At 49.0% G+C, this 16,455-nt stretch carries 18 protein-coding genes; 10 read left to right on the forward strand and 8 right to left on the reverse strand.

The window, feature by feature from the left end; translation table 11 throughout:
- Positions 1 to 124 precede the first annotated feature (124 nt).
- The 3 genes from M2404_RS11650 (at position 125) to nhaD (ending at position 3,171) form a co-directional block, all read left to right on the forward strand.
- The gene (locus tag M2404_RS11650; protein WP_259239908.1) at positions 125 to 607 is read left to right on the forward strand and encodes a zinc ribbon-containing protein; all 483 of its coding nucleotides are present in this window, start codon (positions 125 to 127) and stop codon (positions 605 to 607) included.
- Positions 608 to 758: 151 nt separating this feature from the next.
- Positions 759 to 1,613: a universal stress protein gene (locus tag M2404_RS11655; RefSeq protein ID WP_259239909.1), complete on the forward strand. Its 855-nt coding sequence runs from the start codon at positions 759 to 761 to the stop codon at positions 1,611 to 1,613.
- Between the two features lie 85 nt (positions 1,614 to 1,698).
- Positions 1,699 to 3,171, forward strand: a complete 1,473-nt coding sequence (gene nhaD / locus M2404_RS11660; RefSeq protein WP_259239910.1) for a sodium:proton antiporter NhaD — start codon at positions 1,699 to 1,701, stop codon at positions 3,169 to 3,171.
- Between the two features lie 51 nt (positions 3,172 to 3,222).
- On the opposite strand, the gene M2404_RS11665 is transcribed toward nhaD, so the two are convergent.
- Positions 3,223 to 4,674, reverse strand: a complete 1,452-nt coding sequence (locus M2404_RS11665; protein WP_259239911.1) for a winged helix-turn-helix domain-containing protein — start codon at positions 4,672 to 4,674, stop codon at positions 3,223 to 3,225.
- Positions 4,675 to 4,883: 209 nt separating this feature from the next.
- On the opposite strand from M2404_RS11665, the gene M2404_RS11670 reads away from it, so the two are divergent.
- The 6 genes from M2404_RS11670 to M2404_RS11695 all read left to right on the forward strand — a co-directional run bounded on the left by M2404_RS11670 (position 4,884) and on the right by M2404_RS11695 (position 9,407).
- Complete coding sequence (locus M2404_RS11670) at positions 4,884 to 5,885, forward strand: serine hydrolase domain-containing protein (RefSeq protein ID WP_259239912.1); 1,002 nt, start codon at positions 4,884 to 4,886, stop codon at positions 5,883 to 5,885.
- Positions 5,886 to 5,948: 63 nt separating this feature from the next.
- The gene (locus tag M2404_RS11675; RefSeq protein ID WP_310503086.1) at positions 5,949 to 6,647 is read left to right on the forward strand and encodes an aspartate/glutamate racemase family protein; all 699 of its coding nucleotides are present in this window, start codon (positions 5,949 to 5,951) and stop codon (positions 6,645 to 6,647) included.
- A gap of 115 nt (positions 6,648 to 6,762) precedes the next feature.
- The gene (locus M2404_RS11680) at positions 6,763 to 7,473 is read left to right on the forward strand and encodes a hypothetical protein (protein WP_259239913.1); all 711 of its coding nucleotides are present in this window, start codon (positions 6,763 to 6,765) and stop codon (positions 7,471 to 7,473) included.
- Positions 7,474 to 7,481: 8 nt separating this feature from the next.
- Positions 7,482 to 7,889 carry a DUF393 domain-containing protein gene (locus M2404_RS11685; RefSeq protein WP_259239914.1) on the forward strand — a complete coding sequence of 136 codons (408 nt, stop codon included), beginning with the start codon at positions 7,482 to 7,484 and terminating at the stop codon, positions 7,887 to 7,889.
- 15 nt (positions 7,890 to 7,904) lie between these two features.
- Positions 7,905 to 8,468: a nicotinamide riboside transporter PnuC gene (pnuC, locus tag M2404_RS11690; RefSeq protein WP_259239915.1), complete on the forward strand. Its 564-nt coding sequence runs from the start codon at positions 7,905 to 7,907 to the stop codon at positions 8,466 to 8,468.
- 150 nt (positions 8,469 to 8,618) lie between these two features.
- A complete protein-coding gene (locus M2404_RS11695) occupies positions 8,619 to 9,407 on the forward strand; it encodes a PEP-CTERM sorting domain-containing protein (RefSeq protein WP_259239916.1) in 789 nt (262 codons plus the stop codon).
- Positions 9,408 to 9,479: 72 nt separating this feature from the next.
- On the opposite strand, the gene M2404_RS11700 is transcribed toward M2404_RS11695, so the two are convergent.
- From M2404_RS11700 to M2404_RS11725, 6 genes are all read right to left on the reverse strand, one after another.
- Positions 9,480 to 9,935 (reverse strand): carboxymuconolactone decarboxylase family protein, encoded by a 456-nt coding sequence (locus M2404_RS11700; RefSeq protein ID WP_259239917.1) that lies wholly within the window; start codon positions 9,933 to 9,935, stop codon positions 9,480 to 9,482.
- Positions 9,936 to 9,999: 64 nt separating this feature from the next.
- Positions 10,000 to 10,836, reverse strand: a complete 837-nt coding sequence (locus tag M2404_RS11705; RefSeq protein WP_259239919.1) for a helix-turn-helix domain-containing protein — start codon at positions 10,834 to 10,836, stop codon at positions 10,000 to 10,002.
- A gap of 13 nt (positions 10,837 to 10,849) precedes the next feature.
- Positions 10,850 to 11,554 carry a DUF3379 domain-containing protein gene (locus M2404_RS11710; protein ID WP_259239920.1) on the reverse strand — a complete coding sequence of 235 codons (705 nt, stop codon included), beginning with the start codon at positions 11,552 to 11,554 and terminating at the stop codon, positions 10,850 to 10,852.
- Positions 11,547 to 12,215, reverse strand: a complete 669-nt coding sequence (locus M2404_RS11715; protein ID WP_259239922.1) for a sigma-70 family RNA polymerase sigma factor — start codon at positions 12,213 to 12,215, stop codon at positions 11,547 to 11,549. The genes M2404_RS11710 and M2404_RS11715 overlap by 8 nt, the downstream gene beginning before the upstream one ends.
- Entirely contained in the window at positions 12,208 to 12,828 is a 621-nt protein-coding gene (locus M2404_RS11720; protein WP_259239924.1) for an HvfX family Cu-binding RiPP maturation protein, read from the reverse strand. Before M2404_RS11720 ends, M2404_RS11715 begins: the two co-directional genes overlap by 8 nt.
- A 93-nt stretch (positions 12,829 to 12,921) precedes the next feature.
- Positions 12,922 to 13,197, reverse strand: a complete 276-nt coding sequence (locus M2404_RS11725) for a hypothetical protein (protein WP_259239925.1) — start codon at positions 13,195 to 13,197, stop codon at positions 12,922 to 12,924.
- A 147-nt stretch (positions 13,198 to 13,344) separates the two neighbouring features.
- On the opposite strand from M2404_RS11725, the gene M2404_RS11730 reads away from it, so the two are divergent.
- Complete coding sequence (locus M2404_RS11730; RefSeq protein ID WP_215395674.1) at positions 13,345 to 15,738, forward strand: Lon protease family protein; 2,394 nt, start codon at positions 13,345 to 13,347, stop codon at positions 15,736 to 15,738.
- Positions 15,739 to 15,868: 130 nt separating this feature from the next.
- On the opposite strand, the gene M2404_RS11735 is transcribed toward M2404_RS11730, so the two are convergent.
- Positions 15,869 to 16,447 (reverse strand): GNAT family N-acetyltransferase, encoded by a 579-nt coding sequence (locus M2404_RS11735; protein ID WP_259239927.1) that lies wholly within the window; start codon positions 16,445 to 16,447, stop codon positions 15,869 to 15,871.
- Positions 16,448 to 16,455: the final 8 nt, after the last annotated feature.

Genomic DNA, 16,455 nt, shown 5'->3' on the forward strand with positions numbered 1-16,455 from the left:
CCGAAAAGGGGTTAGTACAAGCACCGCTAAAGCGGCAAAAAAGTGGCTATAGCATACCGCAGCGGCGTTTTGACAACAACAAGCAGCGCATTGTCTATACTGGTTTTAAACCATTGGAGGTTCCATGACAGATTTTGTAAAGAAGTATCAGGCCTGGCTTAGTGAGTTTAGCCACACATTACAACAGGCTGAGCAACAACAACTGGACAATATGGTTGGTTTTGTTGAGCAGTTAAAAGCCTATGTTAAAGCCGGTAAAGAGCTGAGCGCCTATGAAACTGCACTGTTTGTTGAAACACTAAAACGTCAGTGGCAGGACCACGATACGGATGAGGCCGTTAAAAACAGCACTGAAGCCCCATCGTTATGGCCAGAAGCGCTGTGGCAGGAGTTAAGCAGTATTACCGATAAAAGCCAGCTAGAGTGGCAGGAGCTGGCGCAGGATTTTAAGCATCAGGGTGTTTACTATCAGGGCGAAATAGTGGGCATGGGGCGTTATCGTTGCAGCCACTGCTTACAACATATTGATTACACCCACCCGGCAGAGCTGCTGGCTTGCGGTGAATGTGGTGGCGTACAGTTTTTCCGTGAAGGTTTACCGGTTTAAGTGCTGTGCAGTGCCTGGCTTTTTTGTTAAGCTATGCCGCCATAAAATCCCCCCTTTGTGAAATGTGTTGTTCTATGCCATTAATGCAGAATAGTGCCTGTTGCAATGTCCTCTATATTGTTAAGCCGCCCGCAATAGCCTGGTTTTACCAATGAACAAAAAAGTACTGGCGTGTATTGATGCCTCACCTTATGCCGAAGCGGTATGCGATTACGCCGTATGGGCAGCAAAAAAACTCGATGTGGCAATGTCGGTAGTGCATGTGCTGGACAAAGCCCTGCACACTCAAACACCGGATCTAAGCGGCAGTATTGGCCTGGGCTCACAGGAATTATTACTACAGCAACTGGCCGAGCTGGATGAAAAACACAGCAAGCTGGCGATGCAGCGCGGCCGCAGTATTTTAGATGCCGCCAAAGCGCGTGCTGAACAAGCGGGTGTGAAAGCGGTAGACGAGCGTTTGCGCCACGGCCAACTGGTAGAAACCTTAACTGAACTGGAACAAGAAACCCGGTTGCTGGTAATGGGCAAGCGTGGTTTTAGCAGTGCTGAGGCACACGGCCATATGGGCCTGCATGTTGAACGGGTGATCCGCAGTTTACACAACCCCATTTTACTTACCCAGCAAAGTTATAAAGCGCCACAGCGTATTATGCTGGCCTATGATGGCAGCGCCACGGCACTAAAAGGCCTGGAAATGCTGGCTGGCAGCCCGCTGTGCCGCGGCTTGCCCGTGCATCTGGTAATGGCCGGTGCCGATACAGAAGCTGCGCAGGCGCAAATGGAAAACGGTGCACAAATACTACGCAATGCCGGTTTTGCTACCAAAGTAGCCATAGTAGCTGGCGAGCCGGAAACAGTGCTGCACCAGTACCAGCAAGAAAAGGTTATAGATTTAATAGTAATGGGGGCTTATGGCCATTCCCGTATCCGGCAATTTATTGTTGGCAGTACCACCACAGCCATGATTTGCAAAGCTAAATGCTCCCTGCTTATTTTACGTTAGTTACTGCAACCCGGCCTGGCCGGGTTGTTTTTTATCAACCCGTGTAACAACACACTTTACTTGCGCAGAAATAAAGATGTTAAACATGAAATGTATCACCGCTGTTATCGCTGTACTGGCTTTAGTGCCAGAGGTTGCTCTTGCTGCCACCGGGCCAATTGATCTTACCGGCTCTGTATTGGGCATTATTGCCCTGGGTTTATTTGTTTTTGCTTATGTGCTGGTAATGGCAGAAGAAAAAATTCATATGCGTAAATCCAAACCGGTGCTGGTGGCGGCCGGTATTATCTGGGGCATGATTGGCTGGCACTATACCCAGCAGGGCATGTCTGAAATAGCTCAGGATTCATTTCGCCATACCTTGCTCGAATACGCCGAGCTGATGCTGTTTTTGCTGGTCGCCATGACGTATATCAGTGCGCTGGAAGAGCGCCGGCTGTTTGATGCTTTGCGCAGTTGGCTAATCCGCAAGGGCTTTAGCTATCGTAGCCTGTTCTGGATTTGTGGCGTGCTGGCGTTTGGTATCTCTACTTTTTCCAACAACATGGCCACCGCAATGCTGATGTGTGCTGTGGTAATGAAAGTGGCTGATGGTGATAAACGCTTTATCAGCCTGTGTTGTGTCAGTGTAGTGGTAGCTGCCAACGCCGGTGGCGCTTTTATCCCCTTTGGTGACATTACCACCCTGATGGTATGGCAGGCAGAGAAAGTGACCTTTGCCGAGTTTTTTGTGTTGTTTATTCCTGCAGTGGTTAACTTTGTAGTACCGGCCGCCATCATGAGCTTTTTTGTCGAAAACCGTTATCCCGGTAAGCATGAGGGAGACGAAGAAACGGTTGAGTTAAAACGCGGCGCGCTGCGTATTCTTACGCTGTTTATCTGTACCATTGCCTTATCGGTTGTGTTCCATTCTGTGCTGGGGTTGCCGCCGGTGCTGGGCATGATGACAGGTTTGGGTTTATTACAATTCTTTGGTTACTTTTTGCGGATGACGTTACCCGGTTCTCTGGCACGCAAACGCGCACTGGCCGAGCGTGAAGGTGATATGGAACGCATCCGTGCTTTGGGTCAGGTAGTGCCGTTTGATGTATTTAACCGGGTAGCACGTGCTGAATGGGATACGCTGCTGTTTTTCTACGGCGTGGTGGTGTGTGTCGGTGGTCTGGGCTTCCTTGGGTATTTAGAACTTTTATCTAACGGCCTGTACGGTAACTTTGATGCAACCTACGCGAACATAGCACTGGGTTTAATGTCATCTGTGGTAGATAACATCCCGGTAATGTTCGCCGTATTAACCATGGACCCGGTTATGTCGCATGGCCAGTGGTTACTGATCACCTTAACCGCCGGTGTTGGTGGCAGCCTGTTATCAATTGGTTCGGCCGCCGGTGTGGCGTTAATGGGCCAGGCCCGTGGTTATTACACCTTTGCCGGCCATTTAAAATGGGCACCGGTAATTTTGCTGGGCTATATCGCCAGCGTATTAACGCATTTATATTTAAACGCCGACTTATTTCATATCGTCGGCGATGTAGCCAGCCGCTCCATCGGGCATTAGCACTTATTAAGAATGCAGCATGTTGATAAATAAAGCCGGAATTGTCCGGCTTTATTTTGTCGCAAGCACTGGGGGCGATGGTGTCAGATTGATGCGGGTCAGCCAGTTTCTGAACTCATTACTATTATGAATAGGCTGATAAATAGGATCGCCGGCGGCCCATAACAATGGGATCTGAAAAGCATCAGCGGCTTGTTGCAGATAGAGTAAAGCCGCTTTTTTATCTCCGGCCAGAATGGCATAACGGCTCCATGATAACGGAGGCTCGTAGTGACCGATATCGCCGCTAAACTTTTGCTTAAGTAAAAACTGGTATACCGCAGGCATACCCTGAGCCAGAAAAATATCCCTGACAGGTTGCATCAGAGCGGTGCCCTCTGCTGACTGGCTTAACAGCCATACCAGGGAATGATAACTCTCTTCATACATACCCAACTGATGGCTGATACGAAGGGCTGAAACATGCCACATTTTGTCAGTCTGTTCTGTTTGTTTGATCCGTTGTAACTCTTGCCAGGCTTCTTCCGGAGCACCGCTTAACTGATAAACCCAGGCCATACCAGGCAAGGCAAAATGATGCGGTTGCATTCTGCGTGCTTTGGCGACAAAACTAAGAGCTTCTTCAAACCTGGTCTGGGCCAGGAGCATTTCGGCGAGTGCGTAGTAGATCATTGCATCTGGTTTTAGTGCCAGCGATTTATGGAAGTACTGTTCTGATGCCTGATAATCCTGTTTGTGCCAGAAGTATAACCGTGCCAGCCAGCTCCAGGCTTCGGCATTGTCGGGGTTCAGGCTCAGGGTTTTATGCAATAGCGCGTCCAGCTCTTCAAAGTGGCCTGGGTCAGTGGCAACCTGCCATTGCAACAGCGTAATTTTTAGTTTGGCTATATACCAGTATGCTTCAGCGTTGTCTGGCTGTTGTGGCAAAATTGCGCGCCATTGCCGTAGTAAAGCCGGAATAGCCGCTGTATCGGCCTGTTCAGACAGGACGATCAGTTCTTTGATAAAACCGGTATCTGCAGCCGGTGAATGGCTGTTGACGGTGCTCTTGTCTTTATCTGGCAGTAGTAACAGGACAACTAGCGCGATCAGCAGGGCAGTAATAATAAAGAACCAGTACTTGCGCCGCTTTATGCTGATCGGCTTTTTTGCTGTTAAAGGAACGGGGCTGACGTTGGCGATAAACTGATAACCGACCCCCGGAATTGTTTTGATAAAAGTGGGTTGTCTGGCGTTATCAGAAAAGATCTTTCGCAGTTTACTGATAGCAACGGTCAGGTTTTCGTCGTTAACTACTTTGCCGGGCCAGTTGGCTTTTAAAAGTTGTTCTTTACTCAGAATTTGCTGCTGGTGGCGGATAAAATAATCCAGCAAGACAAATAGCTGATGTTCCAGTTCAAATATTACATCGCCCATCCTCAGGATGTTGTGTTTGCAATCCAGAAACCAGACTTTATTCAGAAATACAACTGCCTGTGGCACCGGGTGTTCAGCTTGACTCATCAGAGGTTACCCAACTTGCTGTATTGTTAGCACTTGGCCCAGTTTACTGGTTTTGTCCCGTTTATTCTGCACAAAAAGTTATTTACACCGGGCAGACAGGTTAATTAACAAATTAAGCATATTTAATAAGGTTTAACATGAATATCAGGCGTTCCGGAGGCCATACTGTGCTTGTATCCAGAACTTGTCATGCTGTTGTAGGAGTCAATATGTACTGTAAAAAGCTGTATCCGGCCTGCTGGTTGGCCATTTTTTTATTATTTTCTAATAAAGGCGGTGCTGAAGCTGTGGACAGTACCGATACTATCCTGCAGGAAATTAAACAGCAGGCAATTAAGACGAAATCTGATGCAGTGTTAATTATGCAGGATGATCAACCATTGTTGTCTTACTTTTCTACTGAGAGTGAGCAACCGATAGAACTGATGTCTGCGTATAAATCGGTAGTAGCTTTGGCTGTTGGCCGCTTGCTATTCAATGGTCAGCTCGCCTCGCTGGATGAACCTGTTTACCGGTTTTATCCGGAGTGGAAGCAAGGTGAGAAGTCGAAGATCACCGTACGTCATTTGCTGAACCATACTTCAGGACTACAGAATGTTAATAATGCAGGAGAGGAGATTTATCCTAGCCCGGACGTTATCAGGCTGGCACTTGCTGCTGAGCTGTCTGAGCAGCCTGGTACTGTGGCACGCTACAACAATAAGGCAGTTAACTTACTGGCCGGTATTATTGAAAAAGCGTCTGGTATGCGGATGGACAAATTTATCATTACAGCGCTTTTTGAGCCCCTAAGCATAAGCCGCTACACATTTTACTTTGATGATGCTGGCAACCCGCATGCAATGGCCGGGCTTGAACTGACAGCATCCGATGCTGCCAGGTTTGGCTTACTTATAGTTAATGATGGAAAATGGGGCGATAAAGAGCTGATTAGTAAAGAATATATTGAAGAGATGCTGGCACAGGGGCAACCATTTGATGCACGGATGGGGTTGCTGTGGTGGCGGCATTCTTACACCAATGCAGATGGTGAAACAAAGCTGTTGTACTATGCTGACGGTTATCTGGGACAGTATATTGTGGTTATACCTGAGCAGAAACTGGTTGGGATACGACAAATAAAGCGCACTGATAATAGCAACAATGCAGAAAACGCTTTTCGGCAGTTCAGGGAGCTGCTGGCTAAGCTGGCAGTTGTGAGCAGCCGCTAGCCGGGTATTGCAGACAATGGTTTTTTACGCCATGTTATCTACCTGAAGATAAACGAGAGCGTTATGATGAAAACCATTGGCCTTATCGGCGGTATGAGCTGGGAGTCTACTATTCCTTATTACCGCCTGCTTAACGAAGGTGTAAAACAACAACTGGGTGGGCTGCATTCTGCCAAATGTATTTTAGTCAGCGTTGATTTTTATGAAATTGAACGCCTGCAGCATGCCGGTGACTGGGACGGCGCAGGTGTTGTACTGGCCGATGCTGCGCGTTCGCTTGAGGCGGCTGGCGCCGATTTTATTGTGCTTTGTACCAACACCATGCATAAAGTAGCTGGTAGCATTGAAGCGGCAGTGAGTATTCCGCTGCTGCATATCGCCGATGCTACTGCCGCTGCAATAAAGCAGGCAGGTTGCAGCCGCGTAGGTTTGCTTGGCACTAAGTTTACGATGGAGCAACCTTTTTACCGCGAGCGGATAAGCGAATTGCATGGCATTGAAGTGCTATTGCCAAATGAGGCTGAGCGCGACAGCCTGCACCAGATTATTTATCAGGAACTATGCCTGGGTGTCATTACCGCTGAATCTAAGCAAGTTGTACGCAAGATGATGGCAGGCCTTGCCTGGCAAGGCGTGGATGGCATTATTCTGGGTTGCACCGAAATTGGTTTATTGGTGGGTAAAGCTGATGCCGCCGTGCCGCTGTTTGATACTACGGTGCTTCATGCTAACGCGGCGGTTGAGTTTGCCCTGGCAGAATAAAGCCTGATAGCGAGAACAATTGATAATATTTCAGGAACAACTTGGTTTTCTCTGCAAAATACGCTAATTATTGAGCAATATAGTGGCGGTGTACCGGGTAAAAAGAGGGCTTACGATGGGGATTTATGTTGCAAATACTCAACAGCGGCAGCAAGCAGACAATACTAATACGCATAGTGATAAACCTTATGCTGAATTTCCCAGTCAGCGTCCTGAAGCTGTTTCGCAGAGATATTTACAGCATACGGCAAACAATAGTGCTCAGTTACAACCACTGCACGAGACTAAAAAGCTGATTAACAATAGCCCGAAAGGTAAGAAAAGCTCTCAGCTTCAGGCAATGACCAAAAACCACAGCGCTGTGTTGCAGCGTTATCCTACGGTTGATGACAGCGGGCGTGAGGATGCTGTTATTTACATCATCTATGAAAATGATGGCGCGACAGACGGTTCTAATATTCTGTATGTCGGTCAGACTACCCTGGCGCGGGAGTTTAGTCGTTTTCAAGAGCATGCCGGAAGAGATAGCTGGGCTCCCTGGTACATCCATGCTACGAAGACAGGCCTGGACTATAGCGTAGACCGCTCTTTATGGCCCTATGACTATGAAGTGCTTGAAAAGCTGAAAAATGTTACAAAGTTTGAAACTACCGTGGCTGAGCAATGGTGGCTGGAGCATTATCTAAAGAAAGGAGCAAAATTGCTTAATGACTCGACGCCTTGCAGATTAAGCAGTTTTAATAAACGAAGTGGTATAGCATCACTGTATGATCCGAAAAACATTGGAGTTTCCAGCAGTTACAAACCTTCAATGACAGCAAAATAAGTATCTTAATGGCTGAAACCCCCATCCTGCTGATTTACGACAAAGACTGCCCGGCCTGCAATGCCTATTGCCAGATGGTACGTATCCGCCAGAGTGTCGGCGAGCTTAAACTGATTAATGCCCGTGAAGATACTGAGGTAATGCAGCAAATTACCGCACGGGGGCTGGATATTGATCAGGGTATGGTGCTGAAAATGGGCGATAACTGGTACTACGGCAGTGACGCTATTTATATGCTGTCTTTGCTTAGCAGCCGCAGCGGGCTATTTAACCGGCTGAATTATCACTTGTTTAAATCAAAGCGGCTGGCAACGTGGCTGTATCCGCTGTTACGCTTTTTCCGCAATTTACTGCTTAAACTGCTGGGTAAACGCAAAATCAATAATCTTGGTGTTGGCGGTAATGATCGTTTTTAACTGTAGGAAACCCTGATGAACCCCACTTATCTGGAATATGGCGCCAATGGCTTTTATTTGCTGGCGGTGTTTCTGGCAGCACGTAACAGTATTCACACCTGGTGGCTGGGTGTAATTGGCTGTGCCTTATTTGCAGCGCTGTTTTATCAGGTAAAGCTGTATGCCGAAGTGGTGCTGATGCTGTTTTTTATCGGCACTAACTTTATTGGCTGGTATCAATGGGGCCGTAGCAGCGGTGTTAAAGCGGTAACCTCAGCGCCGCTTGTCCGCTTGCTGGCTTATGCCGCACTGGCGCTGCTGGTTACCTTACTATATGGTTTTGTATTGCACCGCTTTACCGATGCCTATGCCCCTTTTGTTGACTCGGCCATTTTAATGTTCAGCGTTATTGCCCAGTTTTTGCTGATGAACCGCAAACTGGAAACCTGGTGGTTCTGGCTGCTTGTTAACACGCTGGCAGTGCCGTTATATTTTTCGCGCGAACTACATCTTACCGCTATTGTGTATACCGGCTTTTGGTTTAATGCCTGGTATGGCCTGTATTTATGGCGGCGTTTAAGTAAACAATCAGCTATTTAAGTGGTTGGTTTGTCGGTTTTTTTTACGCAGATTTTATGTGATTAAACCGGTCAAAATATAAGCTGTTGTTTTTGAAATGTTATATTAGATGGCTCGAATGTTGCTCTGTGCTTTCGCCATATCAGGCAAAACTAATTCACGGAGCGAAGCATGAAAACATTAAAACATTTACTGTGTGTGGCGGGCCTTGCCTTGTCCGGCACAGTGTCAGCAGGCCCGATTCTTATTATAAATGGTGCAGATCAAACTACAGAAGTGGATACTACCAGTGCATTAACGGCCAACTTGCAGGCGCTGCATTTAGCTGTAGGTAACACAGTCACTATTGTTGATAACCTGCTGGCTGATATTTCCGGCTATGCTCAGGTGTGGGATGTGCGGTTTTTTAATGCCGCCGCACTGGATTCTGCCGCGCAAAATACCTATATGAACTACCTCGGTAATGGTGGTGGTTTGTTTTTAATGGGTGAAAACTCAAGCTTTATGGACCGGAATAATTCGGTACTTGAGCTTATCGAACTGTTAGGGGGAGGAGCGCTTGGCTTTGATGGCTGTTTCGATGGCACTCAGATGGTACACGCCCCGTTTACCGGCCCTAACGCAGTAAGCGAAGTAACTTACGCCGCTTCAGGTTGTTTTATGGATAACGGTACCGGCCAGTGGATCACGTCACGTGCTGATGGTTCTATGGGCTCGGGTGTGGCTTTTGGTGTTGGCAGTCTGAGCAACGCAATGGCTGGCGCATTAACCACGATCCTGGATGTGAATTTTATGATGAATGAGTTTGACTTGCCCAATTCACAGGAACTCACCAAAAACCTGATCGGCTACATAGGCAATCAGGTTGATCCGGTAAATGATGTTCCGGCACCTGCCAGTATTTTGCTGTTTGCAGCAGGCTTGGCGGGTTTACGCATGCGTATGCGCTACAGCAATTGAGGTTGCGTTTAAGCATGGTTAAAAACGGCCTCGCGGGCCGTTTTTTTATCCATGTACTGTTTGTACAGTGCGTTAATCTTTATTCTGTTGCGGCTGAAACTGAAAGCCTACGGCTATGCGGTTCCAGGCGTTCATCGTTACTATCACCGCACTTAAATTGACAATTTCCTGCTGGCTGAACTGTGCGGTAAGTTCGGTGTAAATGTCGTCAGATACCTGTTGTTTGGCCAGCAGGGTCAGCGCTTCGGCCCAGCGTAGTGCCGCGCGCTCGCGGGCGGAGAAAAAATGGGTTTCCTGCCAGGCGGCCAGTACATCCAGCCGCTGCTGTTGCTCGCCGTCGTGGCGGGCTTCTGCAGCATGCATATGCAGGCAAAAGGCACAACCGTTCAACTGTGATATACGCAGGTGCAACAGATGCACCAGTGAGGCTTCAATGACCTGTCCGGCCGCTTCACCCAAACTACCCAGGGCTTTTACTAAGGTGGGTTGCAGTTTATAAACATCGTTACGATCTATGCGTGGCGTCATATTGTGCCTCCTTTGGTGATGGAGTCACTATAGTGGCGCATAGTGTTTAAGCAGAATTGTATTTTTACGACAAATTAGGCGGCACGTTAAACCCGATTTGCTTGCGGCGGCGGTACTGGCCGGGTGTCTGTCCGGTAATGTGCTGGAATTGATGAATAAAATGCGCCTGATCATAAAAACCGCTGCAGAGCGCAATATCGGTTAGGGGCTGCTGCGGGTTAAGGTTAATCAGTTGTCTGGCATGGCGCACCCGTTGTAGTAGCTTTAACTTGCCGGGTGTTAAACCAACCTGTTGCAGGAATTTACGCTCAAACTGGCGCCGGCTCAGGTTAACTCCGGCGCTTAGCTCACTAACTGAAGGCATTGTTTGTTGCAGCAATAAAACCGGTAACACTTGTTGAATATGGCTGTTTTTGGCATTACGTTGCTGCACTTGCTGCAACAACCACTGATCAATATATTGTAACCTTACTGCGGTATGCTCAGTCGCAGCAAGTTGCTGTTGCAGTGGTTGCAACGTAGAAATGCCAAAATCAGCGGCATTAACCGCATCGCCCTGCAACAGTGGAGCATCCTGCCCAAGTAGCTGAAAAGCGCCGCCGGGATAAAAGCGTATGCCAACGGCGTCCAGAACTCCGGTTAACTGTAAGCTGGTTAGTGTCTGGCTGCCGTTAAAATGACAATTGGGCAGCTGGCCGGGTTGAAAATAAAAATTCAGGCTGCTGCCACCGTCCGGATACAGTGTTTGCCTGTAACCGGCAGTGGGTAAGGTTGTAAGGCGCATTACCCAATAACACTGCACCCAGGCGGCCAGCGCAGAATGCGGCATAAATGCCTGTAAACCCAAATGCTGCAGGTTGCCGACAGGAGCTGTCGCAGTGCCGGTAATAATCGCAGGCATAGGTTGCTCCGGCTCAGGCAGAAAAAATCAGTTTATCTGCCAGCTTCTGTGGCAGGTATTGTAAGTCGTCAGCGTTGTCACTTACTACCACTACATTGGCTTTAGACATCGCCAGGGTTAAGCCCTGATACCGCTTGTCAGCAAAGCTGGCAACAAAATCCAGTTCAGCTTCTTTGGGCACAATAAATACTGTGGCGTAACCGGTGGTGGTTTTCACCGCCAGGTGTAACGACCTTACGCCCTGAAAGGTGCAGTAACGGGCATAAATTATCTCATCCTGCCAGTCTTGCAGGTTGGCGCTGAAATCGGCCAGTTTCAGGTTTACTTCACTAAGCGGCTGGCTTTGCGCATGCTGTTGCAGGTAATCATTCTCATGGTACACGTGCGCCAGTGCATGGCTGCCAAGATCGGTGGCAAAACTGCTTTGATAAAGCTGTAAACCCAGCACCGATACCAGCGCAATACTGGCTGCCAGCGCCAGCGGTGTAAACCAGCGGCGCAGCAGTTTAGGTTGCTGCTGTGCCGGTATTTGCAGCAGGCGTTCTGCCAGCATAGGCGGTACCGGTACCTGTAAGGCATCTTCCAGCTCCCGCTGTTGCTGTTGCAGTTCAAGAGCAAATTGCTGCAAAGTAGTATCCCGTGCTAAGGCATCACGCACCGCCGGTTCCCGGCTAAAGGGATCAACCAGTAAAATACGGCGTACTTCAGTGTTATTCATGGTGAGTCTCCCCATGCCGGTTAATATTCAGTTGTTCACGCAATAGCTTACGGGCGCGGAATAAACGGGTATTTACCGTGTTCACATTCAGCTGTAGTAGGCTGGCTATTTCATCACTGCTAAAACCGCCGATAACCTGCATTACCAGAGGCTCCCGGTATTCTTCCGGCAACGCTGCCATATAAATACGCAGCTTATGGTTATCGTAATCTTGTTCGACACTGCTTTGCTCTGTGTCGGGCAGGCTGTCTTGCTCGGCGGCGTCGTCATAGTCAAATTGTTTACGTTCAAACCGGCGGGCATTTTCGCGGCGCAAAATGGTAATTAACCAGGATTTTGCCGCAGCGGTATCCAGCAGGCTGTCCAGGTGTTTCCAGGCGCGTAAAAAGGTTTCCTGCACTAAATCCTGGGCAATATTAGCGTCTTTACACAGCCAGTAGCTATAGCGGTAGATATCAGCATGGTAAAGCTGTACCAACTGTTCATAGCGCTTATTTTTACTGCCGCCAGGTTTTATCAGCGCAACATGCGGTGCTGGTGCTGCTGTATTATCTGGTGCGGCTGGTGATGGCTCTGGCATAGCACTGGCGTTAATTGTTGCTGGATTGGCTGATAGCCTAGCGTTATTGTGCTTCGCTGGCAAAAAATGAATGTTATTCATAAGCTGGCCTTTGCTGCATTTTTATGGTGTTTTGGCGGCATAGCCAGTAATCAAGGCTGGTATAGCGGCCACCACCGTTGAAAAACAGGCTGACTAACATAACCAGATAAGTGGCCGCAAACTCGATACCGTTGTTTAAAATGACCACAGTACCGTTACTGGTAAGCCAGTCATAATTGCCGCGTTGCTGTAACAGCTCTCGGGCTTTGCTTAGCTGTTCGGCCGAGTTAATCACCCGCTCGTTGGCCAGCCAACTGCTGCTGTCTGCTATGGCCAGCCAGCCATTGGGCCAGTGCACGGCAAAAATGGCAACCAGCATGGTAACGGCCAGCGGAATGCTGACTAAACGGGTAAATAAACCCAGTAATAAAAATACTGCGCCCAGAGTTTCGGCTGCAATCGCCAGCGCAGCCAGCAACGCCGGAGCAGGTAAACCTAAACCCCAGTCAGTATTGGCAAACCAGGCGACAGTACTGTCAAAATGCTGATATTTATTCCAGCCCGCCTGCAACAGCACCGGTGCCAGATATAGCCTTAGCAATAGCGGCGCCAGACCTGATAGTTTCTGGCTTTGTGTAACGGTGGATTGATAGAACGATAGTGCCGCTTGCATCTGCTGGCCCCGTAATCAGATTAATTAACGGATAAGAACGGCCAGCAGGCAGATATATTTCAGCGCAGCGCTAATTTGCTGCGCTGCAAGGGGCTAGTGTACGCGGTATAAGCGGCAGAAAAAGTCGATTACTGCATCGGCGTCAAGGGTGGCAAAGCGTACTTTGCGCTTGCTAACGATAGCGGCCCCAAGTGTTTTTAGCGTGTGCTCCAGCGGCACACCGGCGGGGCGTTCTAATTCATGATCAGCAAACAGAAAGTTAAGCGCAGCTGAGGTGTAAGATTTACCCGGAGTTAACGATACTAATTCCAGCTCTTGCAGGCGCACACCCAGATTGCGGATTTTTTGTAAGCGGTAAGTCTCGTTCATAAGTTGCCCCGTGTACTGTTTGCCTTGGTAAGCACTGTATCGACGACAACGGGTTTTTCTTTAACTAAACAATGAAATTGACCAGCACAGCAGGGCTGCTTTTTGCTAGTATAGCCAGCATAACAGCTGGTTAAGCTAAGGTAATACATGACCCAACACCTCAATCCTCTGGCACTGACAGTACAACAGCTCGGGCCGCATCTTGACAGCAAACTGATTAAACAGGCGCTGGATGTTAAGCAACTGATCCCGGCGTTTATTGGCCAGGACAGAGCCAAATCGGCACTGGCTTTTGCCATTGGCATGGATATGCCCGGTTACAACCTGTATGTAATGGGTGAGCCTGCCCTGGGGCGCTTTACGCTGGTACAGGACATACTGCAGCAGGCTGCCAGTGAAAAAGCCACGCCGGAAGAGTGGTGCTACCTGAATAACTTTGATGATGAGCGTGTACCCAACACCCTGCGTTTATTGCCGGGTGAGGGCAAAATTCTGGTTAAAAAAATTGAAGCCCTGATTGATGAGCTGCTGGATACTTTCCCGGCTGCTTTTGATAACCCAGGTTATCAGCGTAAGAAAAAAGCCATCGCCCGCGCCTTTGATGATAAATACGAAAATGCGATTGAGCTGGTAGAAAGCAAGGCGCTGGAAAAAAATGTTGTGCTGTACGAAGAAAACGGCGCAGTGAGTTTTTCGCCGATTATCGACGGCAAACCGCTGGACGATCAGGAGTTTTCTAAGTTAACCGAAGAGCAGCGGCAGTATTTTTATGGCCTGGTCAGCGAGCTGGAAACCATATTAAATGAGCAATTGCTTGAGCTGCCGCAGTGGAAACGTGAGCTGTCGGAAAGCCTGCGCGCCTTGCGTAAAGACACCATAGAGCAGGCGATTAAACCACTGTTGAAACAGCTCGAGCACGACTATGCCGCTGAGCTTGGCGTGCTGCGTTACATTCGTGAAATGCGCAGCCACCTGGTAAAAGCGGTGCTGGAACTGATGCCGGATGAATCTGAAGCCGAAAAACAGGAAGAGGCCGACAACCGCGAGATTTTTATTGAAGAATTTGTGCCAAACGTACTGGTGCATTACGAGAGCATGTCGGGTGCGCCGATTATTTTTGAGCCCAACCCCAGCTACGGTAACCTGTTTGGCCGGGTAGAATACAACTCTAACAGCGGCTCTTTATACACCAATTACCGCATGATCCGCCCCGGCGCTTTGCATCGTGCCAACGGCGGTTACCTGATCCTCGATGCCGACCGGCTGCTGACACAACCGCAACTGTGGGATGCTTTAAAACTGGCACTTAAATCCGGCGAGCTGTTAATTGATACGCTGTCAGAGCATGCCGTTACCAATTCAACCATTATTACACCACGGGCGATACCGCTGAATGTCAAAGTGGTACTGCTGGGCTCTCGCGATCTGTATTACCTTATTCAGGACGTTGACGATGAGTTTAACGAGCTGTTCCGGGTGTTGGCCGACTTTGAGCATTACCTACCCAATACTGCCGAAACCATCACCTATATGGCGATGCAAATTCGTGAACAAATGCGCCTGCTTAATATTGACGAGCTGACTGCCAGTGGTTTTAAGCAACTACTAACGTTTAGTTTTCGCCAGGCTGAGCACCAGCGTAAGCTGTCGGCCCGCTTTGCCGATGTATTAGAGCTGGTGCGTGAAGCTTGCTATTACGCCGGCCAGCAGCACAGCAGCAGCTTAACGGCAGAGCATATTCAACAGGCGCTTAAAGGCAAGCAGCACCGTACCGGCCGCATTAGCGAAGGCTTTTTGGAAGATATCCAGGAAGGCCAGATTTTAATTGATACCGACGGCCTGGCCGTGGGCAAAATTAACGGCTTAACGGTACTGGAAATTGGTGATACCGCCTTTGGTACACCGGCACGCATTAGCGCTACGGTATTTGCCGGTTCCAGCGGGGTAGTTGATATTGAACGCGAGGTTGAGCTGGGCAAAGCCATTCATTCTAAGGGCGTATTGCTGTTAACCGGCTACCTTGGTGCGAAATATGCCCGGCAGTTTCCGCTAACGCTGTCGGCCAATATTGCCATGGAACAAAGCTATGGCCATATCGACGGCGACAGTGCTTCGCTGGCCGAAGTGTGTGCGCTGTTATCGGCTATTACTGATATTCCGATTAAACAAAGCCTGGCAGTAACAGGGTCTATTAACCAGCATGGCCAGGTGCAAGCCATTGGTGGCGTAAACGAGAAAATAGAAGGCTTCTTCCGCTTATGTCAAAGCCGTGGTTTAACCGGCGAGCAGGGGGTAATTATTCCGGCCAGTAATCAGCTGAATTTAGTACTGAATGACGATGTGATCAGCGCAGTAAAACAGCAGAAGTTTCATTTGTATGTGGTAAAAACCGTGGATGAAGCCTTAACCCTGCTAACCGGTGTAGAAGCCGGTGAGAAAAACAGCCGCGGCCAGTATCCGAAAAAATCAGTTAATGGCCGTGCCCTGGTACGGTTAGCGGAAATCGCCGAAATAGTAAATGGCAGCATGGATGAGGATTAGTTAATACATCCATATGAGAATCGGTTTACCCTAAGCTAACCGTTGAAGGCATGGATGCCTGAGTCGAGCCTACAGGGATGTATTCACGGCGTGTTAGCGTGGGTAAACCGGTTCGAGTTGTATCCACGGATTAAAGCGCCGCAAAAGCCGGGTGATACTGCACCTGGCCGCTTTTGCCTTTAAGCGCGCCGGGTGTCAGCTCTAACAGCATAAAGGCGTTGTCCGGTGCCTGCCACGGGCAGCTAATATTGAACTGGCTGGCCGGAACAAAACCAAACCTGGGGTAGTACGCCGGATGCCCCAGCACTACTACTGCCGCAGCGCCCTGTTTTTTACATTGCTCCAACCCGGCCCGTACCAGCGCCGAACCTATGCCCTGATGCTGTAATACATTGCTTACCGCCATGGGCGCTAAGGCCATTAACCGGGTTTGCGGTGCGTTATCCAGCGTAGCGGCAGAGAACAAAATATGGCCAACGAGCTTGCCGTGCTGCTCTGCTACCAGCGCAATGCAATCGGCTGTCTGCTGGCGCAACGCCGTAATCAGGTGTACTTCAGCTTCATTATTAAATGCAGAGCGGGTGAGGCTGGCTACTGCCTCGTAGTCGGCCGGGGTTTCAGCGCGCACTGTAGTGTCATATCCCAGTGCATGCCAGGTACTGTTGCGGCGGCGTTGCAGAGTACGGCTGATATTGTACAGTAAGGTCATATCATGGG

Source organism: Rheinheimera pacifica, from assembly GCF_024809855.1.
GTDB lineage: Bacteria > Pseudomonadota > Gammaproteobacteria > Enterobacterales > Alteromonadaceae > Alishewanella > Alishewanella pacifica_A.